Origin of the sequence: Capilliphycus salinus ALCB114379 (assembly GCF_047276495.1) — a bacterium.
Taxonomy (GTDB): Bacteria; Cyanobacteriota; Cyanobacteriia; order Cyanobacteriales; family Microcoleaceae; genus Capilliphycus; species Capilliphycus salinus.
The window spans coordinates 7,560,703-7,583,872 of record NZ_CP178543.1 but is presented as its reverse complement, the minus strand read 5'-3'; the positions used below and the strand labels follow the sequence as shown (position 1 = coordinate 7,583,872).

General features: G+C 42.5%; 24 protein-coding genes. 14 read left to right on the top strand and 10 right to left on the bottom strand.

Translation table 11 applies throughout. The annotated features are described in order from the left end of the window. Positions 1–280 precede the first annotated feature (280 nt). The 5 genes from ACL6C3_RS30910 (at position 281) to ACL6C3_RS30890 (ending at position 3,810) form a co-directional block, all read left to right on the top strand. Entirely contained in the window at positions 281–1,270 is a 990-nt protein-coding gene (locus ACL6C3_RS30910; protein WP_413164008.1) for a zinc-dependent alcohol dehydrogenase family protein, read from the top strand. Between the two features lie 63 nt (positions 1,271–1,333). Next, positions 1,334–1,909, top strand: coding sequence for a TetR/AcrR family transcriptional regulator (locus ACL6C3_RS30905; RefSeq protein ID WP_413164007.1), 576 nt, complete (start codon positions 1,334–1,336; stop codon positions 1,907–1,909). A gap of 449 nt (positions 1,910–2,358) precedes the next feature. Further along, positions 2,359–2,976, top strand: a complete 618-nt coding sequence (locus ACL6C3_RS30900; protein ID WP_413164006.1) for a glutathione S-transferase family protein — start codon at positions 2,359–2,361, stop codon at positions 2,974–2,976. A gap of 51 nt (positions 2,977–3,027) precedes the next feature. Beyond that, the gene (locus tag ACL6C3_RS30895; RefSeq protein WP_413164005.1) at positions 3,028–3,189 is read left to right on the top strand and encodes a hypothetical protein; all 162 of its coding nucleotides are present in this window, start codon (positions 3,028–3,030) and stop codon (positions 3,187–3,189) included. A 27-nt stretch (positions 3,190–3,216) separates the two neighbouring features. Then, positions 3,217–3,810 carry a pyridoxamine 5'-phosphate oxidase family protein gene (locus tag ACL6C3_RS30890; RefSeq protein WP_413164004.1) on the top strand — a complete coding sequence of 198 codons (594 nt, stop codon included), beginning with the start codon at positions 3,217–3,219 and terminating at the stop codon, positions 3,808–3,810. 57 nt (positions 3,811–3,867) lie between these two features. Here the strand turns inward: ACL6C3_RS30890 and ACL6C3_RS30885 are convergent, their stop codons facing one another. Beyond that, on the bottom strand, positions 3,868–6,504 hold the full coding sequence (locus tag ACL6C3_RS30885) for a C39 family peptidase (protein ID WP_413164002.1): 2,637 nt from the start codon (positions 6,502–6,504) through the stop codon (positions 3,868–3,870). A gap of 239 nt (positions 6,505–6,743) precedes the next feature. Beyond that, entirely contained in the window at positions 6,744–7,178 is a 435-nt protein-coding gene (locus ACL6C3_RS30880) for a peroxiredoxin (RefSeq protein WP_413164000.1), read from the bottom strand. Positions 7,179–7,903: 725 nt separating this feature from the next. On the opposite strand from ACL6C3_RS30880, the gene ACL6C3_RS30875 reads away from it, so the two are divergent. The 4 genes from ACL6C3_RS30875 (at position 7,904) to ACL6C3_RS30860 (ending at position 10,553) form a co-directional block, all read left to right on the top strand. Further along, entirely contained in the window at positions 7,904–8,140 is a 237-nt protein-coding gene (locus tag ACL6C3_RS30875) for a hypothetical protein (RefSeq protein WP_413163999.1), read from the top strand. Positions 8,141–8,263: 123 nt separating this feature from the next. After that, complete coding sequence (locus ACL6C3_RS30870) at positions 8,264–8,674, top strand: Npun_F0494 family protein (protein WP_413163998.1); 411 nt, start codon at positions 8,264–8,266, stop codon at positions 8,672–8,674. 84 nt (positions 8,675–8,758) lie between these two features. Then, positions 8,759–10,228, top strand: coding sequence for a cobyric acid synthase CobQ (cobQ, locus tag ACL6C3_RS30865; RefSeq protein ID WP_413163996.1), 1,470 nt, complete (start codon positions 8,759–8,761; stop codon positions 10,226–10,228). A 73-nt stretch (positions 10,229–10,301) separates the two neighbouring features. After that, positions 10,302–10,553, top strand: a complete 252-nt coding sequence (locus ACL6C3_RS30860) for a 2Fe-2S iron-sulfur cluster-binding protein (protein ID WP_413163995.1) — start codon at positions 10,302–10,304, stop codon at positions 10,551–10,553. 157 nt (positions 10,554–10,710) lie between these two features. Here ACL6C3_RS30860 and ACL6C3_RS30855 read toward each other — a convergent pair whose 3' ends face one another. From ACL6C3_RS30855 to ACL6C3_RS30840, 4 genes are all read right to left on the bottom strand, one after another. Beyond that, positions 10,711–11,046: an S-layer protein gene (locus tag ACL6C3_RS30855; RefSeq protein ID WP_413163993.1), complete on the bottom strand. Its 336-nt coding sequence runs from the start codon at positions 11,044–11,046 to the stop codon at positions 10,711–10,713. A 62-nt stretch (positions 11,047–11,108) separates the two neighbouring features. Beyond that, the gene (locus ACL6C3_RS30850; RefSeq protein WP_413168448.1) at positions 11,109–11,975 is read right to left on the bottom strand and encodes a CPBP family intramembrane glutamic endopeptidase; all 867 of its coding nucleotides are present in this window, start codon (positions 11,973–11,975) and stop codon (positions 11,109–11,111) included. A 109-nt stretch (positions 11,976–12,084) separates the two neighbouring features. Next, positions 12,085–12,366 (bottom strand): ATP-dependent Clp protease adapter ClpS, encoded by a 282-nt coding sequence (gene clpS, locus ACL6C3_RS30845; RefSeq protein ID WP_413163992.1) that lies wholly within the window; start codon positions 12,364–12,366, stop codon positions 12,085–12,087. A gap of 128 nt (positions 12,367–12,494) precedes the next feature. Continuing rightward, positions 12,495–12,704: a hypothetical protein gene (locus ACL6C3_RS30840; RefSeq protein WP_413163990.1), complete on the bottom strand. Its 210-nt coding sequence runs from the start codon at positions 12,702–12,704 to the stop codon at positions 12,495–12,497. 154 nt (positions 12,705–12,858) lie between these two features. On the opposite strand from ACL6C3_RS30840, the gene ACL6C3_RS30835 reads away from it, so the two are divergent. Beyond that, the gene (locus ACL6C3_RS30835) at positions 12,859–13,380 is read left to right on the top strand and encodes a DUF3172 domain-containing protein (RefSeq protein ID WP_413163988.1); all 522 of its coding nucleotides are present in this window, start codon (positions 12,859–12,861) and stop codon (positions 13,378–13,380) included. Here the strand turns inward: ACL6C3_RS30835 and ACL6C3_RS30830 are convergent. After that, positions 13,377–14,852, bottom strand: a complete 1,476-nt coding sequence (locus ACL6C3_RS30830) for an AMIN domain-containing protein (protein WP_413163987.1) — start codon at positions 14,850–14,852, stop codon at positions 13,377–13,379. The genes ACL6C3_RS30835 and ACL6C3_RS30830 overlap by 4 nt on opposite strands. A 360-nt stretch (positions 14,853–15,212) precedes the next feature. On the opposite strand from ACL6C3_RS30830, the gene ACL6C3_RS30825 reads away from it, so the two are divergent. From ACL6C3_RS30825 to ACL6C3_RS30810, 4 genes are all read left to right on the top strand, one after another. Beyond that, the gene (locus ACL6C3_RS30825; protein ID WP_413163986.1) at positions 15,213–15,770 is read left to right on the top strand and encodes an NUDIX hydrolase; all 558 of its coding nucleotides are present in this window, start codon (positions 15,213–15,215) and stop codon (positions 15,768–15,770) included. Between the two features lie 88 nt (positions 15,771–15,858). Continuing rightward, positions 15,859–16,689 (top strand): NAD-dependent epimerase/dehydratase family protein, encoded by an 831-nt coding sequence (locus tag ACL6C3_RS30820; RefSeq protein WP_413163985.1) that lies wholly within the window; start codon positions 15,859–15,861, stop codon positions 16,687–16,689. A 34-nt stretch (positions 16,690–16,723) separates the two neighbouring features. Continuing rightward, positions 16,724–18,229, top strand: coding sequence for an FAD-dependent oxidoreductase (locus ACL6C3_RS30815; protein WP_413163984.1), 1,506 nt, complete (start codon positions 16,724–16,726; stop codon positions 18,227–18,229). A 46-nt stretch (positions 18,230–18,275) separates the two neighbouring features. Then, positions 18,276–18,974 carry a Uma2 family endonuclease gene (locus ACL6C3_RS30810; protein ID WP_413163983.1) on the top strand — a complete coding sequence of 233 codons (699 nt, stop codon included), beginning with the start codon at positions 18,276–18,278 and terminating at the stop codon, positions 18,972–18,974. A 141-nt stretch (positions 18,975–19,115) separates the two neighbouring features. On the opposite strand, the gene ACL6C3_RS30805 is transcribed toward ACL6C3_RS30810, so the two are convergent. Genes ACL6C3_RS30805 through ACL6C3_RS30795 form a run of 3 tightly spaced genes read right to left on the bottom strand, consistent with a single transcriptional unit; the run spans position 19,116 to position 23,123 of the window. Beyond that, positions 19,116–19,889: a cobalt-precorrin-6A reductase gene (locus ACL6C3_RS30805; protein ID WP_413163981.1), complete on the bottom strand. Its 774-nt coding sequence runs from the start codon at positions 19,887–19,889 to the stop codon at positions 19,116–19,118. Then, on the bottom strand, positions 19,890–20,678 hold the full coding sequence (locus tag ACL6C3_RS30800; RefSeq protein WP_413163979.1) for a DUF4058 family protein: 789 nt from the start codon (positions 20,676–20,678) through the stop codon (positions 19,890–19,892). A 3-nt stretch (positions 20,679–20,681) separates the two neighbouring features. Beyond that, positions 20,682–23,123, bottom strand: a complete 2,442-nt coding sequence (locus ACL6C3_RS30795) for an NACHT C-terminal helical domain 2-containing protein (protein ID WP_413163978.1) — start codon at positions 23,121–23,123, stop codon at positions 20,682–20,684. Positions 23,124–23,170: the final 47 nt, after the last annotated feature.

Below are 23,170 nucleotides of genomic sequence, written 5' to 3'. Positions count from 1 at the left end.
AAGCAGTTATACATTTAAACTGTATTAGGTTTCAACTGTAGGGGCGGGTTCTGTAATGATGTCTGTTACCCACAGACAACTGATATAAACCCGCCCCGGTGCCAGAAGAAGTCGTGATGTCAGTCGTCAGAAGTTAGGTGTTGGGAGGGGGCGGGTTTATGTAAGTTATTTTTGGGTAATATAGATTTAGGCAGAACCCGCCCCTACAAAAATTTTGCCTTTTGCCTTCTATTCTTTCACTCCCGATTCAACTAAAATTTTGTCAACGATTTAACCCACCATGAAAGCAATTGTTATCGAAGAATTTGGCAGCCCAAACGTTTTTAAAACCGCCGAATTACCCCTTCCCAATGTTATCCCCAATCATGTTTTAATTCGGGTCGCTGCAACCAGCATTAACCCCGTAGATTATAAAATACGCCAGGGAATAATTGCCGATATCGCCCCCGAATTTCCCGCAGTTTTACATGGAGATGTCGCCGGAATTATTGAAGCGGTTGGCGAAGGCGTCACCCAGTTTCAAGTCGGCGATGCGGTTTATGCTTGTGCGGGTGGGGTCAAGGGAACCGCAGGCGCTTTGGCGGAGTTTATGCTGGCGGATGCGAGTTTAGTCGCCCCCAAACCCCCCGCTTTAACGATGACTGAGGCGGCTGCATTACCCCTGGTTTCCATCACCGCTTGGGAAGGGTTAATGGATAGGGCCAAAATTCAACCGGGACAAAAGGTGTTAGTTTATGGCGCCACTGGCGGCGTCGGACATATCGGCGTCCAACTGGCCAAAGCTGCGGGGGCGACGGTTTATGGTTTGATTTCGAGTCCCGAAAAAGCGAAAATTGCTGAGAATTTGGGGGCTGATTTTACCATTAATTATCGTCAGAAAACGGTCGAGGAGTTTGTTGCTGAACACACGGACGGACAAGGGTTTGATGTGGTGTTTGATACGGTGGGCGATGATAATTTACAAAATGCGTTTAAAGCCGCCAAACTCAATGGTATCGTTGTTTCTATTCTTGCTCTTTCTCAACAAGATTTAACCCTGCTTCATGCCAAAGGTTTAACGTTGCATTTAGTTTTTATGCTGATTCCGATGTTGTTTAATCGGGGTCGCGCCTATCATGGTGAAATTTTATCAAAATTAGCTGAACTTGTGGAAGTGGGTAAAGTTCGCCCCCTGTTGGATGCCAAAACCTTTACTATTGATGACATTGCAGCCGCCCATCAACACGCCGAGTCCGGTCAGGCTGTGGGGAAGGTGGTTGTCCGTTGGTAAATTTTGCTGAACCTCAAAAAATATATCTTGACATTTATCTACTGATTGGTAGATAATAAGAACATGAAAGGAAACACCGCCGAACAAATCTTAGATATTGCTCAAGAACTCGTGCAGAACCGAGGGTATAATGCCTTTAGTTATGCCGATATCTCCGAGCAAGTCAAGATTCGCAAAGCTAGCATTCATTATCATTTTCCCTCGAAAGACGATTTAGTTCGAGAATTGGTGAAACGTTATCGAGAAATCTTTAACCGGATTCGCCAACAAATCGAACAAAAAAGTGATTCCCCCAAACAACAATTGAGACTGTTTGCCAACCTTTATCGAGAGGGTTTATCGCAAGAAAAATTATGTTTGTGTGGAATGTTAACCTCTGACTGGGCGGTTTTACCGGAAACGGTTCGAGATGAGATTAAACGCTTTTTCTCGGACAATGAAACTTGGTTAGCGGGTGTGTTAGAAAGAGGTTGTCAGGCGGGAGTTTTTCACTGTAAATCCCCCTATGAAATGGAAGCCAAACGAATTTTAGCAACCTTTCAGGGCGCACAGCTTTTTTCCCGTCTTTCTGAGGACAGCATCTCCGCTTTTGAACAGATGATTCAACCGCTTTTTGCAGAATTGCTTGACGAACAATAATTTTTTTGAACTGTTAACTACCTACTAGTAGGTAAGTAACATGATCTCCGACTAATCAATAATCCCAAGCTTAGGGGCGGGTTCCGCCAACATCTTTATAACTACTCAAAGATTTACATAAACCCGCCCCACCCCATAACATCGATTAATCAACCGGAGATATTACAACAAAAATACCCGTTCAACAGGCCGCAAAAAGAAACAAACTCTTTCATTCAGTCAAGAATCGTTAACAATTTTTAAGAAATTATACAAACTTGACTGAGGTTAAGGAGTGAATGGATTTACAATTTTATGCTTTTCTCTGAGTCCGTTTAGTTTTATAATCGGGTTTGAATAGAACAGGCTACAACTGACCGACGGACTCAATGAAAATGCTGTTTGATTAACTTTTCTCAAAGAATAATCCCACAGCTTAGAACCCATTGAAACTCACAAGGAAAGTCACAATGTTTAAACTCTACGGTCACGAACTGTCTGGAAATACTTATAAAGTGCGTTTGTTTTTGTCTCTGTTGCATCTAGACTCTGAATTTATTCAGCTTGACATGATGAACGGAGAACACAAACAACCCGAGTTTTTAAAAATCAATCCTTTTGGTCAAGTTCCTGTCTTAATTGATGGCGAAACAGTATTTCAAGACGCTCAAGCCATTTTAGTTTATTTAGCCCGTAAATATGGGGGAGAAGACTGGTTTCCAACGGATGCAGAAGCCATGAGTCGGGTTGTGCGTTGGCTATCAACAACAGCCGGAGAAATTCGTCAAGGACCCGAAAATGCTCGGTTATATTATGTGTTTGGCACTCATAGTATTAACATTGAACGAGCCACTCAAAAATCCCATTTTATTCTACAACTTTTAAACGATCATTTGAGCCAACGAACTTGGTTAGAATTTGAACGGCCAACCGTTGCCGATATTGCCGCATTTCCTTATGTTGCTTTAGCCCCAGATGGTCACATTGAATTAAGCCAATATTCTCATGTTTTGCGGTGGATTGAACAAATTAAAAACTTGCCCGGATTTGTCGGAATGCCGGGAATAGAAGCCCCCGTTACCGCTTAATATTACCGCTAAATTTCGTTATTTTCTGTTCACTTTATCAGGGAGTCTATCATGTTTTGGATGAATTTGATCAAAAAAATCTTTTTGGGTTCTGATTATGAAACTGAAAGAAGTAATGATTCACTGCAATTAATTGTCAGAGGTTGGGGTGTGGAACGAGAAATTTTACCCCCGGAATGTTCTGTCAGTTTTCGTCAAAATCATAAATCCTAAATCTTCTATTTAATCGCGGAGAAAACTATGCCTCGGAAATTTGCAGAGATTGCATTTACTCCAGCCGTGAAAGCGATTCAAGAACGCTACGGTTCCCGAGAAATGTATAACCGTATGGAAGAAAACGGGCCAGAAAATGATACCTTAATTCCCAAACTTGCCGACTTTATTCAAGCCCGTGATAGCTTTTATATGGGAACGGTAAATGAGAATGGCTGGCCTTATATTCAGTTTCGAGGTGGGCCGGTTGGGTTTCTGAAAATCTTGGATGAGAGGACATTAGGATTTGCAGATTTTGGAGGAAATTGTCAATATCTAAGTATCGGAAACTTATCGGTAAATGATCGGGTTTTTCTGTTTTTAATGGATTATACCAATCGCCGGCGCTTAAAAATTTGGGGACGTGCTAAAATAGAATATAATAATCCCAGTTTGCTTGAACAGTTGCGTGTTCCCGGATATGAAGCTTTTGCGGAACGGGCGTTTTTAATTCATGTAGAAGCTTGGGATTGGAATTGTCCTCAACATATTCCAATTAAATATTCCGAAGCCCAAGTTGCCGAAATGCTTGCACCTTTACAAGCCCGAATTCAAGAATTAGAAGCCAAATTACAGCAATAAAAAATCCCCCACCTGCAAAAACCCGGTAACTCATAAGAAACCGGGTTTTTAATAACTTTAAGGGTCAATAAAATGCGCCCAAATATTCCCATCAGGACCAGCAACTTGGTTGAAATAACCATAGGAATACAACAACCGTCGCCCTTCGGTATTGGAATAACCCGTGTAAGCATCTCCCCAAGGATCGTGAACAATATAGCCCGCTTTGTTAAAACCAATAATGGTTAAAACGTGACCCGCTGGTGTTAAATCAGCCCCAATAACCACAGGACGACCATTAATTAATTCTTCTTTAATTTCAGACCAACGGCGAGTTGTACTAAAACTACTTCTGTAGCCATAAGCCCGAATTAAAGCCGTTAAAACGTTGTGTTCCGTTTGCGATCCCACCCCCGCATAATTAAAACACCATTCCAATAATTCATCCTCTAATTGTCCCCCATATTGCGATCGCAAACCGTAATAATACAACACCATCGCAATAGAAGTCACATTACAAGTAGACCAATAATAGCGGGGATTATCTCGTTGAGAAAAATAGGGAACATTCAACTCAACTTGGTCAGGTAAGGGATCGAAAGTTTTCCCCCCTCGCTGAAATTTAACATAAGCCGGAAACACATAACCCGTATTTCCAAAACTCGGTAATTCCTCCGTCAATGCGACTCGAATATGATTGTCAGCGATCGCATAACTATTCACCCCATAAACTCGACCAACGGGTAAAGTCGCCCTTTCAGAATTCTCCAAACGACTCGCATCTACGGGGCGTTTTTTCAACACCGTTGTTTGTGCAATAGTCATAGTCAAAGCATTAGGATTGAAGGGGATTTCTTGACCATCTCGCAGCAAACGAACGTGTTGCCAATAAATATAACCTACATTACCAAATCCCTCAACAGATTGAGCTAAAGTAACACGAAAATGACCCTGAGTACAAGCATAACCTTTAATTGGGTAAGTTTGACCGAGTAACAACGGTGCCAATTCATTCGGTGATAATTCAGAAGAATCAACCGGTTTTGCTTTGATTTTTGTGGTTTTAATTACCAACAGTTGAGCGTTAACATCCGTATCCGGTACATTATCAATCTCAAATTGAAGGACGTCCGAACCTTTGCTGAGTTGAACATGACCTTGGAAAAAATAACCAAAACTTCCGATGGGAGGAATCGCATTATTTAACAATACTTTTAAATGACCATCAACCCAACCGTACTTCAAAACATTAAACTTTTGACCCGCTTTAATCGCAACTTTTTGATTTTGATTTAAAGACGTAGAATCAAACGGTGCGACCTTAAATAAAGTATCGTTAGTAATGGTTAAAGTTAACCCTTCCCCCACCGTCAGCGGATAGCTACTAACCGTTATATTAATAACAACAGAAGCAACCAACTCGCCTTTACTATTACTGGCTTTCAGTCGCAACCAACGATAACCCGCCTCACTAAATCCTTTTGCTAATTTAACTTCCCAAGTCTTCCCCGCAGAATTTAAAATCACATCAAAACGAAAACGATCTTCCGCCATCAAAGAAATCGCCGTCACCAGACGCGGATCAAAAGTTCCTTTAAGAATCGTCGGTTGATTGACCAAAACTTCTGGCGGTCCGTCATAAGTAACCGGTAATTTAGGAATAATCGGTTGATCGGCGCGACTGAGTTGAATAAAATCAGGATAGAGATAACCCGTATTTCCAAAACCCGGTAAATTTTCGGTGAAGGCGACTTTTAAATGACCATTTTCTGTGGTATAACTTTGTACGCCATAAACCATTCCAGCCGGAAGCGTTGTTCTTTCAGCTTCAGATAAATAAGCCGCATCAACCGGTCTTTTTTTGAAAACAGTTGTATTAATAACGGTGAGATTGATGGCGTTTGTATTGTAGTTAATGGGTTTATCTTTTTCCCAAAGTTCCGCATGATAACGGTAAACATAGCCATATTTTCCAAAACCGGGAATATCGCGATCAAGAGTCACCCGAAAATGATCTTCAACAGAGGCATAACCTAAAATGGTGTAGGTACTTCCGTGAGTTAATTCTACCGTTTGATTGATTCCCAACTGGGCGGAATCTTGGGGTTGAAGCTTTAATGGAGTCGTTTGAGTAATCCATAATAATTGAGTCCCCGATGGCGTTGGCGGTAAATCTTCGCGATCAAACCACAGAATTTGTCCGTTTTTAACTAACAGGACGTGTTCTTCGTAGAAATAGCCAAAATTTCCCACACTTCCCAAAGGATTTTTAAGTTCAACTTCGAGGTGTTCGTTGGCTAATTGGTAGCTGTTGAGGGGGAGAATTTCACCAACATTTATATTTTGTTGTTGTTGGGGAGTCAGACGAGAAGACGAAATCGCTTGTTTTTTAAACGGGGTTGTAGTTCGGGCGATTAAATGAGTATCCGATCCGAGATTTCCTTCTAGAGATACGGTTACACGAATAATTTGATCGGAGACGGATTGATTTTGGCGATTAAACCCTTTTAAACGCAACCATCTTTGACCCGGAGTATTAAATCCTTTCTCTAGGCTAACGTGCCAAATTTTTGATTTATAATTGAGACGAACCGTAAGGGGATATTTGTCTTCGGCGACAACAGAAACCGTTTGAATTTGTTCCGATTCAAAAGTTCCAATTAAAGCAACAGGTTGATTGACTAATACATCGATGGGGCCGAGATAATTCAGCATAGTTCTAGAAGTTTTCGTAGGTCAAAATTGGCACAGTTAAGCGCGATCTGCTTGCATAAAGCCAGAAATGAACAATTGGGGACGGATCGAGTCAAGGGATTGTTTCAGGTTTATCGTTTCAAACAGAGTTAGCATAGCTGATAACTGCACCGATAAAGCCGCCCCTAGAACTATCTACGGACGGCTATATCGTGAATAAGGATGAATTTTTCCTGAGACTGGATCAAATCATCGCTTGATTAACCCAGTCGGGCGAGAATATCTTGAGCGTGAGACTGAGTGTTTACCTTGTCATCAACAAAATCAATCGTGCCTTCACCGTTAATAATATAGGTGACACGTTTGGCGTAGCCTCCACCGTCCACATCATAGGCTTTAGTAATGGTGCCATCGGGATCGGCTAACAAAGTAAAGGGTAAACCATACTTTTCTGCAAACGCCTTGTGGGATGCTTCATCATCGGTACTCACACCCAAAACAACCATGTCTTTGCTTTGGTAGTCCGCAAAGTTGTCACGGAAGCTTTGGGCTTCTTTCGTACAACCGGGGGTGTCATCTTTGGGGTAGAAGTACATAACAACTATCTTACCCTTGAAGTCGGCCAGAGAGACGGTGTTTCCGTTGGCGTCTTTAGCGGTAAAGTCGGGGGCTTTTGTTCCTACAGATAAAGCCATTGCTGAGTAATCCTCCCCAAAAGGAATTTTTTAGATTTTCTTCACAACGTTATTTTACGGGATTGGGTACCTTTTAACCAGTCACTCATTACCAGTCACCCTTCGGGTATCTCCTTCGGAGACGCTGCGCGAACGGCAGTCGCTTCACTTGGGGGGACCCCAAGACCGCGCTGCCTCACCAGTCACCAGTGTTGTAGGGGCGGGTTCCGCGTTAATCTATCTGACCCAGAAATAACTTACATAAACCCGCCCCTTACGCCCCCAACCAGTGTTGTAGGGGCGGGTTCCGCGTCAATCTATCTGACCCAGAAATAACTTACATAAACCCGCCCCTTACGCCCCCAACCAGTGTTGTAGGGGCGGGTTCCGCGTCAATCTATCTGACCCAGAAATAACTTACATAAACCCGCCCCTTACGCCCCTTCTTCTGACACCGGGGCGGGTTTATATCGCTTGTCTGTGGGACATCATAAATTAATTCGGAGGCGCGCCCCTACCTGAAAAGGGGGCGGGTTTATATCAATTTTCTGTGGGACATCATAAATTAATTCGGAGGCGCGCCCCTACCTGACTTTTGCCTTCAATGATGAAGTTGTACAACAAAAACTTGAGATTTAATCAAAATTCTGTAACGCTAGATACAGAAAAATTTTTAAAGTCCGTTTTTAGAGGAAACTAACGGTGAGATAGAAGCCTCTGAGAACCGACTCGACGAGGAAAGCACCATGTCACTTGACTTACACCCCGAAATTACCCTAACTTCTGTATCGGACTGGTTGGCGTCAGAAGTTCCATTCTCAGGCGAATATCAACCCGGAACATGGGTTAAGCTGCGAGAACTTCCCAACCCCTACAGCCACGACGAAGCCCTACTGTTGGCTGAAAACAACGAAAATCAGTGGGTGGCTTGGATACCCGATCACGGAGAAACCATCCTGGACAGACATCAGTTTTTCCGCTAACGGTGGCGCAGTCGTCAAATCCCCCCTAATATGGAATAAAAGAAACGCCCGGTTTTCAACTTAACCGGGTTTTTCGGCTGATTAAAACATCAAAACCTTTTAACTCTCACCATTACAACTCAGATGACCTCTGTTGAGTCTTCCACCCCCAAATCAATTCAATATCCCTCTGGCACCTTCCAACGGGCTAAACGGGCGATTTGTTGTTCTCCTTTTACCCTAAAATTACTCAGTTTGATGCGATATGAAAGCGTTGAACTCAATGCGATCGCCGGATCGCGTGGCGTTGAAAAAGGGTACACTCGTTCACCCCAATCCGAACTGAGTGTAGAAAACAATTTAATGTGGTTAATTCAAGTCGGTGTGTTGCGACGGGAAGTAGACGGACAGGGAATTACAGATAGTTTTCGACTCACCCCCCTCGGTCGTCAGCTAGTCGAAAAAGCCGAAGATAAAACCCAAAAATTCGCCCCCCCAACTTGGCGTGAACGTTGTTTAAATTTCCTTGCTCGCCGTTTACGATTTCCATTATAAGCTAATAGAATTTAACCGGTTTCTCGGCGTTAAAGACAACATCTATCCCTATTTTTGCAATTCTAAACTTTGCAACTTCTCAACATGAAAGCAATTATGGTTGTGGGAACGACCTCCCACGCAGGTAAATCCATGATCACCGCCGCCCTCTGTCGAATTTTGTACCGTCGAGGCGTGAAAGTGACTCCGTTTAAGGGTCAAAATATGGCGTTAAATTCCTATGTGACCCCCGCAGGATCGGAAATCGGTTACGCTCAAGTTGTTCAAGCTTGGGCGGCTGGAATTTCTCCTTCTGTAGCGATGAATCCGATTTTATTAAAGCCCCAAGGTGATATGACTTCTCAAGTCATTTTAAAAGGTAAAGCGGTCGGCGTTGTTCATGCGGGAGAATATTATGAACAATATTTTGATATTGGTTGGCAAGCGATTACTAAATGTCTCGAACATTTAGCCTCAGAATATGAAATGATCGTCTGTGAAGGGGCGGGAAGTCCGGCAGAAATTAACCTCAAACATCGCGACTTAACCAATATGCGGGTAGCGGAGTATTTGAATGCAAAAACCCTGCTGGTTGTTGATATTGATCGCGGCGGGGCGTTTGCTCATGTTGTCGGAACGTTACAGCTTCTTGAACCCCAAGAACGGGAATTAGTCAAGGGGATTATTATTAATAAATTTAGGGGTCAGCGCTCGCTCTTAGAATCGGGGATAAAATGGTTAGAAGAATACACCGGAATTCCTGTGGTTGGGGTGATTCCTTGGGTTGACTTGGCTCTCCCCGCAGAAGATTCTTTAAGTTTATTAGATCGCCGTCCTCGCAATAGTTCCCAGGGGGAAATTACCATTGCAGTGGTTCGTTTACCTCGAATTTCTAATTTTACAGATTTCGATCCGTTGGATGCAGAAACCAGTGTACATTTAGAATATATTAGCCCCAATGAAGCCTTAGGTCATCCCGATGCGGTGATTATTCCCGGTTCAAAAACAACCATTGCTGATTTATTAGTTCTTCAAGAAGCCGGAATGGGAGAAGCCCTACAAAAATATGTGGCTGCTGGCGGTCAGGTAATGGGTATTTGTGGCGGTTATCAAATGTTAGGTGAAAGTGTGATTGATAGCCAGGGAATTGAAGGGAAACGGGGCGAATTTCCCGGTTTGGGGCTGTTACCTGTAAGAACGATTATGGACCGTCAAAAAGTCTCTTGTAAGCGGGTTGTGACTTCAGAATATCCTCAACAGGGTTTGCCCATAGAAGGATACGAAATTCATCAAGGTCGGACTCAAATTTTAGATACAGAAAACACATTACCTCTGTTTGACGATCGCAATTTGGGAGTGACAAACAAACAATATTCAGTTTGGGGACATTATTTGCACGGGGTTTTTGATAATAGTCCTTGGCGAAGATCTTGGTTAAATCATCTCCGAACTCAACGGGGTTTAGTCACGTTACCCACTGGCATTCCCAACTATCGAGAACAACGGGAAATGATGCTCGATGTTTTGGCGGATGTGGTTGAAGAATATTTGGATATCAATCAAATTTTAGCTTGAATTTAATCGATTCTAAATTTGGTGCATCTATATTGTTTTTTGAGAAAACATTGTTGAGTGAAACCCTGAAAAAATGCCAAACTCTCAATCATTGCAAGTTCATTTTCTACCCGATGACGTCACCGTTTCCGCCCAACCCGGAGAACCCATGTTAGAGGTTGCAGGACGGGCGGGTGTTACCATTCCTACAGGCTGTTTGATGGGTTCCTGTCACGCTTGTGAGGTGGAAATTGACGGCGAAGATGTTATTTGTGCTTGTATTAGCGCTGTTCCCGCAGGACGAGATAAAATTACCATTAACATCGCTGTTGATCCCACTTGGTAGTTATACAGTCACCAGTAATGTAGGGGCGGGTTCCGAGTCAATATTTGTCTTCCAATCAATAACCTATATAAACCCGCCCCGCCTCATAACAGGCATTCATCAACCGGATATCATATCAGTTGAGAGTGGGAAAATATAGATGAATTCTCAACCCGCCCTACAAGTCATCTGAAACCTGTGTTTCTTGTCCGGGAATAGAATCAGACTGAAGCAATTGTTCAATTAAAGCCGGCGGTGTGGCTTGACGAAAAGCACCGCAATAATACATACTTAAAACCGCTTTATAAGCCCAATGAGTCGGTTCAACATCGGTGTAAGGATTCGGTAAGGTTTCGGCTTGATTGCGAACACAAGCATTCAGAATTTCTGCTTTTGTTGGGGTAGCAGAAATAACCGTTTGAGAGGTGTTAATAGACGGAGATTCCGCTTGGGCGGGGTTGATATAGCCAACAGAGGTTAATAATAAAATTGTGGCAACGGGTGTGAATTTCATAAGCTTAAATCAATAATAGAGATGGTCTGACTTCGGTTTAAGCGGTCTACAAAATTTAAGAATCAAAAAGAATTAGTTAAGTTCCGATTTGGTGATAATTTTCTAATCAATATCGCGATCGCACTTAAAAACATCAATCCCATTAAACCCGCCAACGGATTTTGATCGATCCCCACCACCCAATCGGGAACTCGCCCGGAATATTCAACTTTTCCGCCTACACTTATGATATAATAACCCCAGACTAATCCGCCATGAAGCCCAATCGGTAAACCCAAATTTCCTGTAAAAACGGCTGTTTTTTTAGAAAAAGAACCGATAACAAATTTTGCTCGAACCAAAATTAATCCGAGTAAAATTAAACCGGGAAATTGCGGCCAGGTGCGGATAATTTCAGCAACGGGTTTAATAAAATGAGCGATCGCATAAATTCCGCTACAAACCCAAGCCGCCCAAACGGGGGAATAGTCTCGCAGAAGTTCATCAAGCAACCAACCTCGAAAGAACAATTCCTCAGCAAAACCCACCCCAAATGCGATCGCCAGTCCTTCTAAAATCACTTGAGGAAATAGCTGAGAATTAGGATACCATGTTAACCATCCGAGTAGAGCTTCTAGGGCGAACAAACTGAGCAAACTCAAACATCCCCAACTCAACCCACTGAGGAACAACCAAACCGCTTGAGAATTGACAAATAAACCGTAACGTTGCAGCATTCGAGGTTGAGAATAAATCGATTTTCCCCACCAACGCACTAACAAAATAAACTCGACATACAGCAACAGCAAAGTAATAATACTAACGGTATTTGGGTCATTTCCCAATACATAAATCGGAACCGCCAACGGTAGCCACAACCCCAACAACAGGAGAATAAACAAAGTTAGTCTCAGGGGAGCGGGAAAAGTAGAAATCAGACTGAGATTCAGTTTCAAAAGATAAGAATAAAAGCACCAATAAATAAACAAAAAAAGCCATCACCCGGAAACATTTTCAGGCGTGAAAATCAATCCGGGTGTCTAATTTGAGAGTAATGTATTATTCATCTGGCTCAATGGTACTACTCAAGCCATGATTTTTCAGCGTTTCACAATAAAACTCAGCGTGTTCTTGGGCGCAAGTAATCACTAAAGCCAAACCATTAGTGTGAGCTTCCATCATAATGCTAACAGCTTGGGGTTGAGTTAAACTCGGTACAGTCTGGAGCAAGACCTGCACCACATACTCCATCCCGTTAAAGTCATCATTATGAAGCAATACGCGGTAACGTGGTGCGAGCTTACGGACTGTTGAACGCTTCTCGACTGTTTCGACAGACACGGCTCTATCTCCTTATATGGGTTTCCTAAATTTAAGATTAGTGATTCACTTTACATAGTGTAATGAATCTTGTCAGTCCCGACAAGGGGTTTTACAGTCACCAGTCTTTTACAGTCACCAGTCACCAGTCACTCATTACCAGCGCGAACTCGCGACTTGGCGGCTTCCGTCGAGAGCGCGTTCCTTGCGACTTGGCGGCTTCCGTCGAGAGCGAAGTTCGCAAGAGAGCGAAGTTCGTGCATAGAGTGATAACAGTTTACAGTAAACAGTTTGTCGGTGACTCCCAACTCCTGAACTTCTGACTTCTGACTTCTGACTTCTGACTTCTTTCTCCCCATCTCCCTACAGTCCTGACACCTGACAGCTATTTGACGCCCAGTTCGGTTGACAAGTTGTTAAAATAGCGGTAGTACAGTAAATCGAGTTGACACCCGAAAGATAAACGTCTGTAATTGTTGTTCTTTATAAATTTTTTCTTGCTTTTAAGCGAATATGAAACGTAAAACCCGCACATCGTCTGCACCTCGGTCAACTTTTAACTTTACGGCTTTAGCCGTGATTGGTGGTGTATTAGTATTAGGGATTGGGATTGGAATTGCCATTAGTTCGACCACGACCTTTACCCCGGAAAACGTCGCTTCTAGCCAATTTATTGACCGCAGCGCACCGAGTACCGAAACTTGTATTAAATTCGGGGCGAGTGCGATGGTGACAGATATGCGGGTTTTTGTGACGTTGAACCCGTTTAACGTCTATGTCTCCCAACCCCGAATGCAGCCCGGTTGTGTCTTGCGGACGAGTAACTGGACAATTCTCAAACAGAGAGATCTAATTTCTTCGGAACAAGAACGAGAGTGTAAACAGCGGATGAACACCTTTGGTTATACCGGCGAGTTGGATAGTAGTCCTGAGATTAGTTGTATCTATCAAAATGATAGTGCCGAGAATCTATTCCTGACTCAACCCGGTGGAATGACTCCCGCACGTCCGAGACCCGAATCTGATCGATTCTAATCTTCGGGAATATAAACAAATTGTGATTGACGCAACTCTTCAGTCAGACGCACTTCAATCACTTGATTCGGTTCTAAGGTGGTGGGTTGGGGAGAGGTAGCCAAACCAACGGCGGCACCCCCAAGCGCCCCCACCAACAAACCGACACCTGTAAAACCTGTAAGCAAAAATAGCCCCAACCCGCCAATTCCGGTATCGCGAAGAACGTTTTTCGGTTCGGGGTCTAATCGACCGGGAATCCAACCAGATTCGGCTTGAATGGGAATGCTGCGCCCTTCTAAATTAATCGCTTCGGCTATAAATCGACTGCCTTTAGAACTGGTTTCAAAATATCCCACAATCGGCGTATTGGGTGGAACGATATAATTTCCCTCCTGATCGATTATACCGCCTTGCAAGAGTAAAACCTCCTGCCGTTCGGGTTTATCTTTTAACCGCACTTCATTCGGGTTAGGATAACGGAGGGTTAGTTGAGTTCCCGACGTCAGCAACACATTCGGAGGACGTCGGTCAATGGTTCTCGAAGAAACCCTGTTTTGAGGTTGGGAAGTTCTCGGTAACGGTTGACCAAAGCGGATTGTATCATCCTGGGGTGGAGGTGGAACGGGTTGGGCTTGGGCGCCGACCGTCGGGGGTGGGGATGGTGTCGTTTCAAGTAACGGGTTGGTCTGAGGTTGGGGTTGATTCGGTTGTCCCAACTGGATTCTCAGCGCTTCTATATCCGAAGCCGGCGCCGGTCTGGGGTTGGGAATCAGCGTTTCTTCGGGGGCGGTTGGCGGCTGAAAACCGGGCGCTGTCGTCGGGGTTTGGGGGGTTTCCAGGGTGAGTGTTTCTCGGGGGGGCGAGGGTTGTTCTGTTTGTGTGGCTTCGGAGACTTCTAAATCAGCAGCGGACTCGGAAGCGGTTTGATCGACTTCATCGACCGTTTGATTAACTGTGGCGGGCGCCTGTTGGGTTTGGGCGGTGGGAAATTGCGGTGCGGGTTCGGGACGGTCTACAATCGTTGGACGCAATACCCAGAGGTTTTCGATACCAATCGGCCGAAAATCGATTTCCCGTTCGTCCAAAACCACTCCCGGACTAAATTCTATTACAATTTGGGCGAGTTGGGGTTCGGCTTGGCTGAAACTGACTTGGCTGATCACTCCCGACTCAAAGCGTTCGGTCAGGTTGATGCCAATTTCCGTATTGGGTAAATCGACCACTAAACGCGGAGGTTCGGTCCCCACCGACAAACGAGGCCGCACGCCTTCGGGCAATAATACTTCTACTATACCAGTATCCGGGTCAATTTTCCAGTCTTCTAAAATTGCCGCATAAACCGGTAAATTGACTGTTAATCCGCCCAAAACGGCAGACAATGCGATCGCGCCCGATGTTCTCATTAACAGGCTACCATACAACACAGAGACAACAGATGCGATCGACGATGGGATTTGCTGAAATTTCTGTTTGAATGTTGGGGTTTGCATGGTTCTGTCTGTCGGGGTTAAAGTTTAAGCGGTTTTAAATATGTCATTCTGAGCATTTATTATCATGTTTTAGGTCAAAAAGCAACCCTAAAAAAATCGATTTTCCTTCCGGTTGTAAAACCCCTAATCAACAATTACCTATCCTGTAGGGGCGGGTTCCGTACAAATGTATGTTTCTCGCAAATAATATTTATAAACCCGCCCCTACTCCAACCGAACAGGGGTTTTCTACCAATGTATGTTTATCAGAAATAACATGAAAAAAACCGCCCCTACCAGTACGCTTATTGATTAGTTGGATATGATATAACATTGATAAATTCGCCCGTTTTCTCCGTAATTTTACTGAAACTTGCAGCCATGAAAAAAATCATTCAGTGGAAAAAATTAGATTCTAAACTTATATTAGATAATCAATGGTGTCGGGTTAGAAAAGATACGGTTGAGTTGCCCAATGGAACAATTATCGATGATTTTTATGTCAATGTTCGCCCCGATATTGCTTTGGTTTTACCGATAACACCCCAGAATGAAATTGTCTTTGTTCGTCAATATCGACACGGGGTCGGTCAGGTTTTATTAGAATTACCTGCTGGAAGCTTTCACCCCACCGAAGAAACTCCCGAAGTCGCCGCCACTCGCGAACTTACCGAAGAAACCGGCTATGTTCCCGAATCTATGGTGAAGTTAGCTACATTATACGATAATCCGGTCAAAGATACAAACTCCGTTCATTTATTTTTAGCGGCTAATGTTCAAAAAATACAAGCACGTCAGTTAGATATTACCGAAGAAATTGAAGTCGTTTTAGTTCCCGTTAATGAAGTGATAGAATATATCAACCGGGGCGAAATTTGTGTGGCGGGAACCGTAGCCGCTTTATTTTTGGGATTCCAAAAGTTGGGAATTTCGCTCTAGGTAATACACTCGAAAAACTAGATTCTGAAAAAAACACTCAAGCTTGCTATCATAATAAAGGTTTTCTGAGCAAACGATAATATTATCTATGAATGTTGCAATTATTGGCTGTGGCTATGTCGGGAGTGCAGTTTCTCGCTATTGGAGTCAAACCCTTGGCTTAACAGTTACGGCGACAACCACGACTCCGCAACGGGTGGAAAGTTTAGAAAAGATCGCTAACCGAGTGGTTGTTGTTAATGGAAATGATGCAGAAGGGTTAAAGTCTGTTTTGCAGGGTCAAAATACGGTTTTGTTGAGTGTCGGTGCCAAAGGTAGAGATCCGCAAATCTATCAACAAGCTTATCAGAAAACCGCCCAAACCTTAGCAGCAGTTTTACCTCAAGTTCCCGAAGTTAAGCATATAATTTATACCGGAAGTTATGGGTTATACGGCGATCAAAATGGAGCGACTGTTGATGAAAATTCACCTGTAGCCCCATCCAGTAAAAATTATCAAATCCTCCACAAAACCGAAGAAATTTTACTCGAATTAGCCTCAGAAAATCTGAAAGTTTGTATTTTGCGACTGGGTGGAATTTATGGTCCGGGTCGAGAAATTGTCAAAATTTTTAGTCGAATGTTTGGGACAACTCAACCGGGAAACGGACGTTATCCGACGGCTTGGATACATTTGGATGATATCGTCGGGGCGATAGAATTTGTTCGTCAAAATCAGTTAGGAGGAATTTATAATTTGGTCGATAATTCTAATCTGATGCTGCGGGATTTAATTAATTCTCTGTGTCAAAAACATGATGTTTCTAACGTAACTTGGGATGTCTCTCAACCGAATAATCGACCTTACAACGTTCGGGTTTCCAATCAAAAACTCCAAGAATCAGGATATCAATTTATTCACCCTCAAACCCTTGTATAAACCTAGAAAATCTGAACTCTAAAATTTAACAAATATGTCTGAAATACAATCTCCAAAAGTTGTCGTTGTCGGTGCGGGTTGGGCTGGTTTGGGTGCAACTTATCACCTCGCCAAACAAGGTTATGATGTGACTTTGTTGGAAGCGAGTCCCCATCCTGGCGGTTTAGTTGCGGGTTGGAAAACGCCCGGAGGACGTTCAGTAGAAGCCGGAATACATGGGTTTTGGTATCCCTATCAAAACATCTTTTCTTTGGTGGATGAATTGGGTTTAAAACCGTTTACCCCTTGGACGAGATCCGCCCAATATTCCCCCGCAGGACTCGAAGTAGAATCGCCAATTTTTCAAGATTTACCTTACCTTCCAACCCCCCTCGGAACGTTTATTTACACCCAATTTAAACGCCTACCGTTAAGCGATCGCCTATCCGCTTTACCCCTACTTTACGCCGTCGTTGATTTTGACAATTCCGACGAAGCTTGGCGACGATATGATTGTATCACAGCCCGAGAACTTTTTAAACAATACGGTGTTTCTGCCAGACTTTATAACGATGCGTTTAACCCGATGTTATTAGTGGGGTTATTTGCTCCCGGCGAACAATGTTCCGCAGCCGCAGCGTTAGGAATGTTGTACTATTTTATATTAGCACATCAGCCGGATTTTGATGTCGTTTGGTGTCGGGGAACGGTGGGCGATCACATTTTTTCACCCTGGATAAAACAGATCGAACAATTGGGCGGAAAAGTCTTAACAAATAAGCGTGTTAGCGATATCAAAGTTAACGAATTGGGTCAAGCGGAAGCGGTCGTTTGTGGGGATGAAATATTCTCGGCGGATGCGGTAATTTTCGGGGTAGGAATTACCGGAATGAAGAAAATATTAGCCGGAAGTTCGGCTTTGCAAAACCGCCCAGAATTCCGAAATATTAATAACCTAAATGCGGTGGATGTGTTATCAACTCGGCTGTGGTTTGACCGGAAAATTAATATTATTCGCGCTTCCAATGCGTGTTTTGGGTTCGATAAAACGACGGGTTGGACGTTTTTTGATTTGAACGCCTTACACGATGAATTTAAAGACGAACCGGGAACAGTTATCGAAGCGGATTTTTATCACGCCAATCAATTTTTACCGTTGACTGATGATGAAATCGTTAAAATCGTGCAGGGTTATTTAACCACTTGTATTCCCGCTTTTGGAGAAGCGAAAATTATCGATAAAAGCGTCGTAAAATTGCGACAGGCGGTCACGCATTTCTTCCCCGGAAGTTATCAATATTTACTCCCGGCTAAAACCGGCTTTGAGAACGTATTTATGAGTGGGGATTGGGTGATTAACCGTCACGGTTCGTGGTCGCAAGAAAAAGCCTACGTCACCGGTTTGGAAGCCGCAAATTTAATCGTAGACAAGTTTAAAATCGGCGAAAAAGCGTCTATCATTCCCGTTCAACCCGACGAAGAACACATTCAAACTTTGCGACAAATAAACAAATCGGTTCGACAGGTTAGCAATTCAATTTTTCCGAATATTTGGTTATAACAGAGAAACCGGGTTTCTAATATCTAACAGTTGGAGGTAACTAGCAATGGTTCAAAATCTAGAAACTGAAACTCCATCCCAAATTATTTATCCCGAAAGTGATGGTCAACCAATGGCTGATAATACTTTGCAGTTTCGTTGGATTGTAAAAATCAAAGAGAATTTAGACATTTTGTTTGCTGAGGTTGAAGATGTTTTTGTAGCGGGGGATTTGCTTTGGTATCCGGTAGAAGGAAGTAACAATATTTCTCAAGCGCCCGATATTATGGTGGTTTTTGGTAGACAAAAAGGCGAACGGGGTTCCTATTTACAATGGTTAGAAGATAATATTTCGCCCCAAGTCGTGTTTGAGATTCTTTCTCCCTCGAACACCCAGAAAGAAATGGCGAAAAAGTTTGAATTTTATCGAAAATACGGCGTTGAGGAATATTATCTGTTTGACCCGAGAAAAATAGAATTTTGTGGTTGGATGCGTTCTGAGGGGGAGTTAACCGTTATTGATGCGATTGAAAATTGGGTAAGTCCTCGTTTGAATATTCGCTTTGAACTGACAGCAGAAACACTAGAAATTTATTATCCCGACGGAAAACGATTTCTAACCCCCGTCGAACTGGCGAAACGCGCAGAAGAAGCCGAAAAACGTGCGGAAGAAGAACGCCAACGTGCCGAACTTGCAGAAGCGCGAATCAAAATATTAGAAGAACGGCTGCGAGAAGCCGGAATTGACCCCGAACAATTGCAGTAATTCAAGTTTGTAGTTGTTGCTCTGGCTTATTTTTTATGCGCTAAAGCGCAACTACGAAGCGACTATTTTTTAAAAGAATACTGTAGGGGCGGGTTCCGAACAAATATAGATTTCCCAAAAACAACCTTAATAAACCCGCTCCTATTGATTTAAACAAAATTGAATAGCAGTATCTAAATCGCTCGTTTGTTGAGGATAATTGAGTTGCGGACGGTCAACAATAATCAAGGAAATTCCCAATTCTGAAGCAACTTTTCGCTTGGTTTCTTCTCCGCCGGCGACGCCGGACGCTTTGGTAACAACCAAGGAAATATTCCACTGTTTCCAGAGTGCTTTTTCGAGTTCTGGCGAAATGGGCGGACGAATTGCTATAATCCTATCGGGGGTAAAATCGGCATCCAAGGCGGCTTTTAACGAAACCTCAGACGGGAGAATTCGCACGAACAAAGTTGAACGTTCCTGCCAACTTTTAAAACGGGCTAAATTGCGGTATCCTAGAGTTAACATTACCCGTTGTTGTGCGAGGTAATCCCCCGTTAACAAGGTTTCAAAGCTGTCTAAATGAATCGTTTGAGAATCTTCTGTTTGATAGCGGGGTCGTTCGTAGCGCAAATAAGGAATATGATATTCTGTAGACGTGGCGATCGCTAACTTGGAAATTTCCACAGCGTAGGGATGAGAAGCATCCAAAATCGCGATGATATTTTCCTGTTGAATAAATGCAGAAATTTGATGATTATCCAATTTTCCCACCCAAATTTTCAGATGGGAAGACTCGGGAGGATAAAGGGTTTTAGCGGTATCTGTGGTTACGCTAATTATACAGGGAATTTGTTCGGAAGCGATCGCCTTGGCTAAGGTTGCACTTTCGCTCGTTCCCCCAATTAACCATATCTTACCACAAGAAGTAAACATTTATTCTCTCAATTCAATTTCTTTTAACAAATTATCCGCCCAAATTGTATCGGTTTCGGAGAGAGGCGGGACGGGTTCTGTGGTATAATCGAGTTTAAGATCGTAACCTGCGCGATCGTAAACTTGATTTAAAAGTAGCTGTAAATCTAACATCGGTTCGGTATCTCCCGAACGCAAAGGTAAAGGAAAAGCGGGAATTTTTTCCAGCAAATTAAACGCATATAAATCCGCACTAGGACGAGTTTCACCCCGGCTGACCAAAATTCGATAATCCGATTCTATTCCCTCCGCAAATATCAGCATCGGTTCCCACATTCGCAGCAAATCTATTTCGACAAAATGGGTGCGACTTCCGAAGATTTGTTCCCGTTTATTGTTGTAGGTTTCCCGTCCTTTTCCGGGGCGTTTGTTAACAAGTGAAAGCAGTTCTATCACGATGATGACTTCCTTTGTCGAAACTTCCCGTATTTCCAGATAACCCCGTCGGATACTTTCGGGAACGGGAACGGTGACTTTCTGGGGTTTTGTGGCGGGTTCGGCGACAGCAATATTGATTTTTTCGGTTTGAGAAACTTGTCGAGAACGCTGTACGGAAACATCAGGTATTCCCACCAAAAGCGACTGTTCCCCGGTGGTTTCATACATTCTCACTTCAACAGAAACCGAATATTTTGGGCGAAGTTCAGGCGTTAGGAATTCTGCAATAGAAATGATCAGCCAGTGATGAAAACCGGGCCAGATTTCGGGATGTTCAAGGTAGGGGTTCATTCCGGGGAAAGGCGATGGCATAATTTATCCTCTATCATTTAATTGTCTGTTTTGTTTCCACTTTTCAATTTCCTCTATAGGCAATAATAACGTTTCTTCTATCTCTTGTCGAACCTCTCGACTCACATAACAATCACTATTTAAACATTCAAATAAAAGCTTGCAGGCATTATAATAAGATAGTAATAGTTGTTTTTTATTCTTGTTAATTTTTTGATTAAATCCTAAGTTTCTATACTTTTCTATCAAATCAATCAGTTGCTCAGTCCAAGCCGGATTATTCATAGCCCACCAATCATCTAGGTACTGCCATATCCAAAGTGTTTCAGGACTATCTTTGGCTATATAATATATCGCAGGAGGCAAAATTTTATGAATACTAAAGCTGAGGTAGCAATTATTAGGTAATGGGCCGTAACAGCGTGACCAAAAGTTATCTGCTTCTGGCTCTGGCTCATAATCTCCATTGGGTAATTTAATTTTAGAAATTGGCAAATTAAAATAGCCTCCAGTAAATTTATTTGCTAGTAAAATGAAAACGAACTCCAATGTTAAATAATTGGGACGAGAAAAAAAACCATAAACCTGATCATATAACGATTTAAACTCATCATCAAATAATGGATCAATTTTAAAACATAAATGAGTTTCAAGATTCTTTTCTAGATTCTGAGTAAAAGCCAAGTAGAATGCTCTCATTGCTGAAGCTTTGTAGGAAGTTTCAAGAGGTTTAGTTTGTTGATAAACCCATTTCAATAAATTTTGTAGTTCTTGATCTTTTGACAAAACTTGATCTATAACGTTTTTAAATTCTTGAACCAGAATTTCTGCGCTATCCAGCATCGCTGTAGTCAGCAAAAATACTTCTCTCCAATTTTCTTGATTAAAATTACCGATCAAGTTTTTAAGCATAGAATAATTGTGATCATACTGCTGGTTACAACTGATAACAATCTTACGAGCCGTAAAATATTCGTGAAATGTTAGATGTGAGAAAGAGTAAATTCCTCTAGCTCTTTCGACTAATAATCCATGTTGTAGTTCTATTGAATCTAGCACGGCTCTATGATCTAGCTTGAGTAAATCTTCTTGAGTAATTCCCGGTAAATTTTGAATATAATCTCGAATAAGTTTGGCTAGTTCTTCCTGATAAAAAAAGTAATTTCCACGTTGAAAGGTGTTCCATGGAATTATACAGAGAAGTTCTTCACGATAATCAGGGGAGAGCTTTTTATAAACTGGATCACGCTCTCTTTCGCATGAGATATTCCATTCTCTTAACAGCTTTGCAATACCTTCAGCATAGAGTCTGGTACGATTAGAAGGAAAACTGCCCACATCTTCAAACACCAAACACAACAAAGTTAGGAGTAGAGGATTGGTTGCGAGTTCCATAATGGATTCATCTTGTTTTAGCTTTTCCAGAAAACCTTCTGCTTTTACTGGATCGTTTTTACTGTGAAACCATTTGTGACTAAAATCAGCAATTTGTTCTTCGTTAAAATCTGCAACTTCAACTTCAGTAAATTTTTCAAATGTGTATTCTTTTGCTGCAATCCGACAGGTGATTACAAATTGGTTTTGAGGAAATTGCTGCGAAATATCTTTAATCTCTGTCAATATTCGGCTAGAGTCAATTTCTCTAACTTCGTCCAAGCCATCTAACAAAATTAGAAATTTTCCTGCTTTTAACAGACTTGATAGAGTCGAAATATCTTCCATTTCATCAGAATAACTTTTCAATAAATTTTGAAGGTATTCTAATAAATTTGGGTGTTCCTTAATATCTGCAAAATCTTTTAAGGTGATAAATACTGGAACTCGTTCGGCTTGAAACGCTCCACCAATACACTGAATTGCCAAGTGCTTGAGAAATGTTGTTTTTCCCGCCCCTGGTTTTCCCAATATCATCAACTTCGAGAACTTTTCAGCCGCTTCTATACCGGGAATCCTTTCTTCTGTTACTGTACCCCGACACCAACGTTCAAAATTTTCTCGACTGACTTTTTCTTGCAATTGGGCGATTTCCCGCCAAGTTCGTCCCGTAATTTTCTCTAAAATATTAACGTTTGTGTATATTTTTCCTAACTCAATAGGTTGCGTCATATCCAGTACCCGCATCGTACCGCAACCTTCTTGAATATAGGGCTGAATTTGCTGGCGTGTTTTTTGTACTAAATCATTAATCTCATCAGGTTGATTAGCGTCGGCGATATTTGTTTTGGTTTCGGTTGCTTCAGACAGTCCGGCAACAACCATCCAGTCAAGTTTTAACTCTTGGCAAATTGCCTGAAAATTCTCAAGACTGATTGGTTTACCATTAAAAAATTTGCTGACTGTACTGCGTGAAACTCCTGTAAAACCTGCGAGTACAGTCTTTTTACCCTGACTCACCTTTTGAAGTGCTGCGTTTGCGAGTTCCAAACCCTGTGGAGTTGCTGAACGTGATTGGTGTGTTCGTGCCATGTTTTCAATGTTTTTGATTAATTATAGCTGATTCGTCAAAAGTTACA

Coding starts and splice junctions, on each gene's coding strand:
- ACL6C3_RS30905 (WP_413164007.1), top strand. CDS start 1,334: ATGAAAGGAAACACCGCCGAACAAATCTTAGATATTGCTCAAGAACTC.
- ACL6C3_RS30830 (WP_413163987.1), bottom strand. CDS start 14,852: ATGCAAACCCCAACATTCAAACAGAAATTTCAGCAAATCCCATCGTCG.
- ACL6C3_RS30910 (WP_413164008.1), top strand. CDS start 281: ATGAAAGCAATTGTTATCGAAGAATTTGGCAGCCCAAACGTTTTTAAA.
- ACL6C3_RS30840 (WP_413163990.1), bottom strand. CDS start 12,704: ATGGGGAGAAAGAAGTCAGAAGTCAGAAGTCAGAAGTCAGAAGTTCAG.
- ACL6C3_RS30860 (WP_413163995.1), top strand. CDS start 10,302: ATGCCAAACTCTCAATCATTGCAAGTTCATTTTCTACCCGATGACGTC.
- ACL6C3_RS30900 (WP_413164006.1), top strand. CDS start 2,359: ATGTTTAAACTCTACGGTCACGAACTGTCTGGAAATACTTATAAAGTG.
- ACL6C3_RS30875 (WP_413163999.1), top strand. CDS start 7,904: ATGTCACTTGACTTACACCCCGAAATTACCCTAACTTCTGTATCGGAC.
- ACL6C3_RS30805 (WP_413163981.1), bottom strand. CDS start 19,889: ATGTTTACTTCTTGTGGTAAGATATGGTTAATTGGGGGAACGAGCGAA.
- ACL6C3_RS30855 (WP_413163993.1), bottom strand. CDS start 11,046: ATGAAATTCACACCCGTTGCCACAATTTTATTATTAACCTCTGTTGGC.
- ACL6C3_RS30885 (WP_413164002.1), bottom strand. CDS start 6,504: ATGCTGAATTATCTCGGCCCCATCGATGTATTAGTCAATCAACCTGTT.
- ACL6C3_RS30795 (WP_413163978.1), bottom strand. CDS start 23,123: ATGGCACGAACACACCAATCACGTTCAGCAACTCCACAGGGTTTGGAA.
- cobQ (WP_413163996.1), top strand. CDS start 8,759: ATGAAAGCAATTATGGTTGTGGGAACGACCTCCCACGCAGGTAAATCC.
- ACL6C3_RS30800 (WP_413163979.1), bottom strand. CDS start 20,678: ATGCCATCGCCTTTCCCCGGAATGAACCCCTACCTTGAACATCCCGAA.
- ACL6C3_RS30835 (WP_413163988.1), top strand. CDS start 12,859: ATGAAACGTAAAACCCGCACATCGTCTGCACCTCGGTCAACTTTTAAC.
- ACL6C3_RS30895 (WP_413164005.1), top strand. CDS start 3,028: ATGTTTTGGATGAATTTGATCAAAAAAATCTTTTTGGGTTCTGATTAT.
- ACL6C3_RS30870 (WP_413163998.1), top strand. CDS start 8,264: ATGACCTCTGTTGAGTCTTCCACCCCCAAATCAATTCAATATCCCTCT.
- ACL6C3_RS30890 (WP_413164004.1), top strand. CDS start 3,217: ATGCCTCGGAAATTTGCAGAGATTGCATTTACTCCAGCCGTGAAAGCG.
- ACL6C3_RS30880 (WP_413164000.1), bottom strand. CDS start 7,178: ATGGCTTTATCTGTAGGAACAAAAGCCCCCGACTTTACCGCTAAAGAC.
- ACL6C3_RS30815 (WP_413163984.1), top strand. CDS start 16,724: ATGTCTGAAATACAATCTCCAAAAGTTGTCGTTGTCGGTGCGGGTTGG.
- ACL6C3_RS30825 (WP_413163986.1), top strand. CDS start 15,213: ATGAAAAAAATCATTCAGTGGAAAAAATTAGATTCTAAACTTATATTA.
- ACL6C3_RS30820 (WP_413163985.1), top strand. CDS start 15,859: ATGAATGTTGCAATTATTGGCTGTGGCTATGTCGGGAGTGCAGTTTCT.
- ACL6C3_RS30810 (WP_413163983.1), top strand. CDS start 18,276: ATGGTTCAAAATCTAGAAACTGAAACTCCATCCCAAATTATTTATCCC.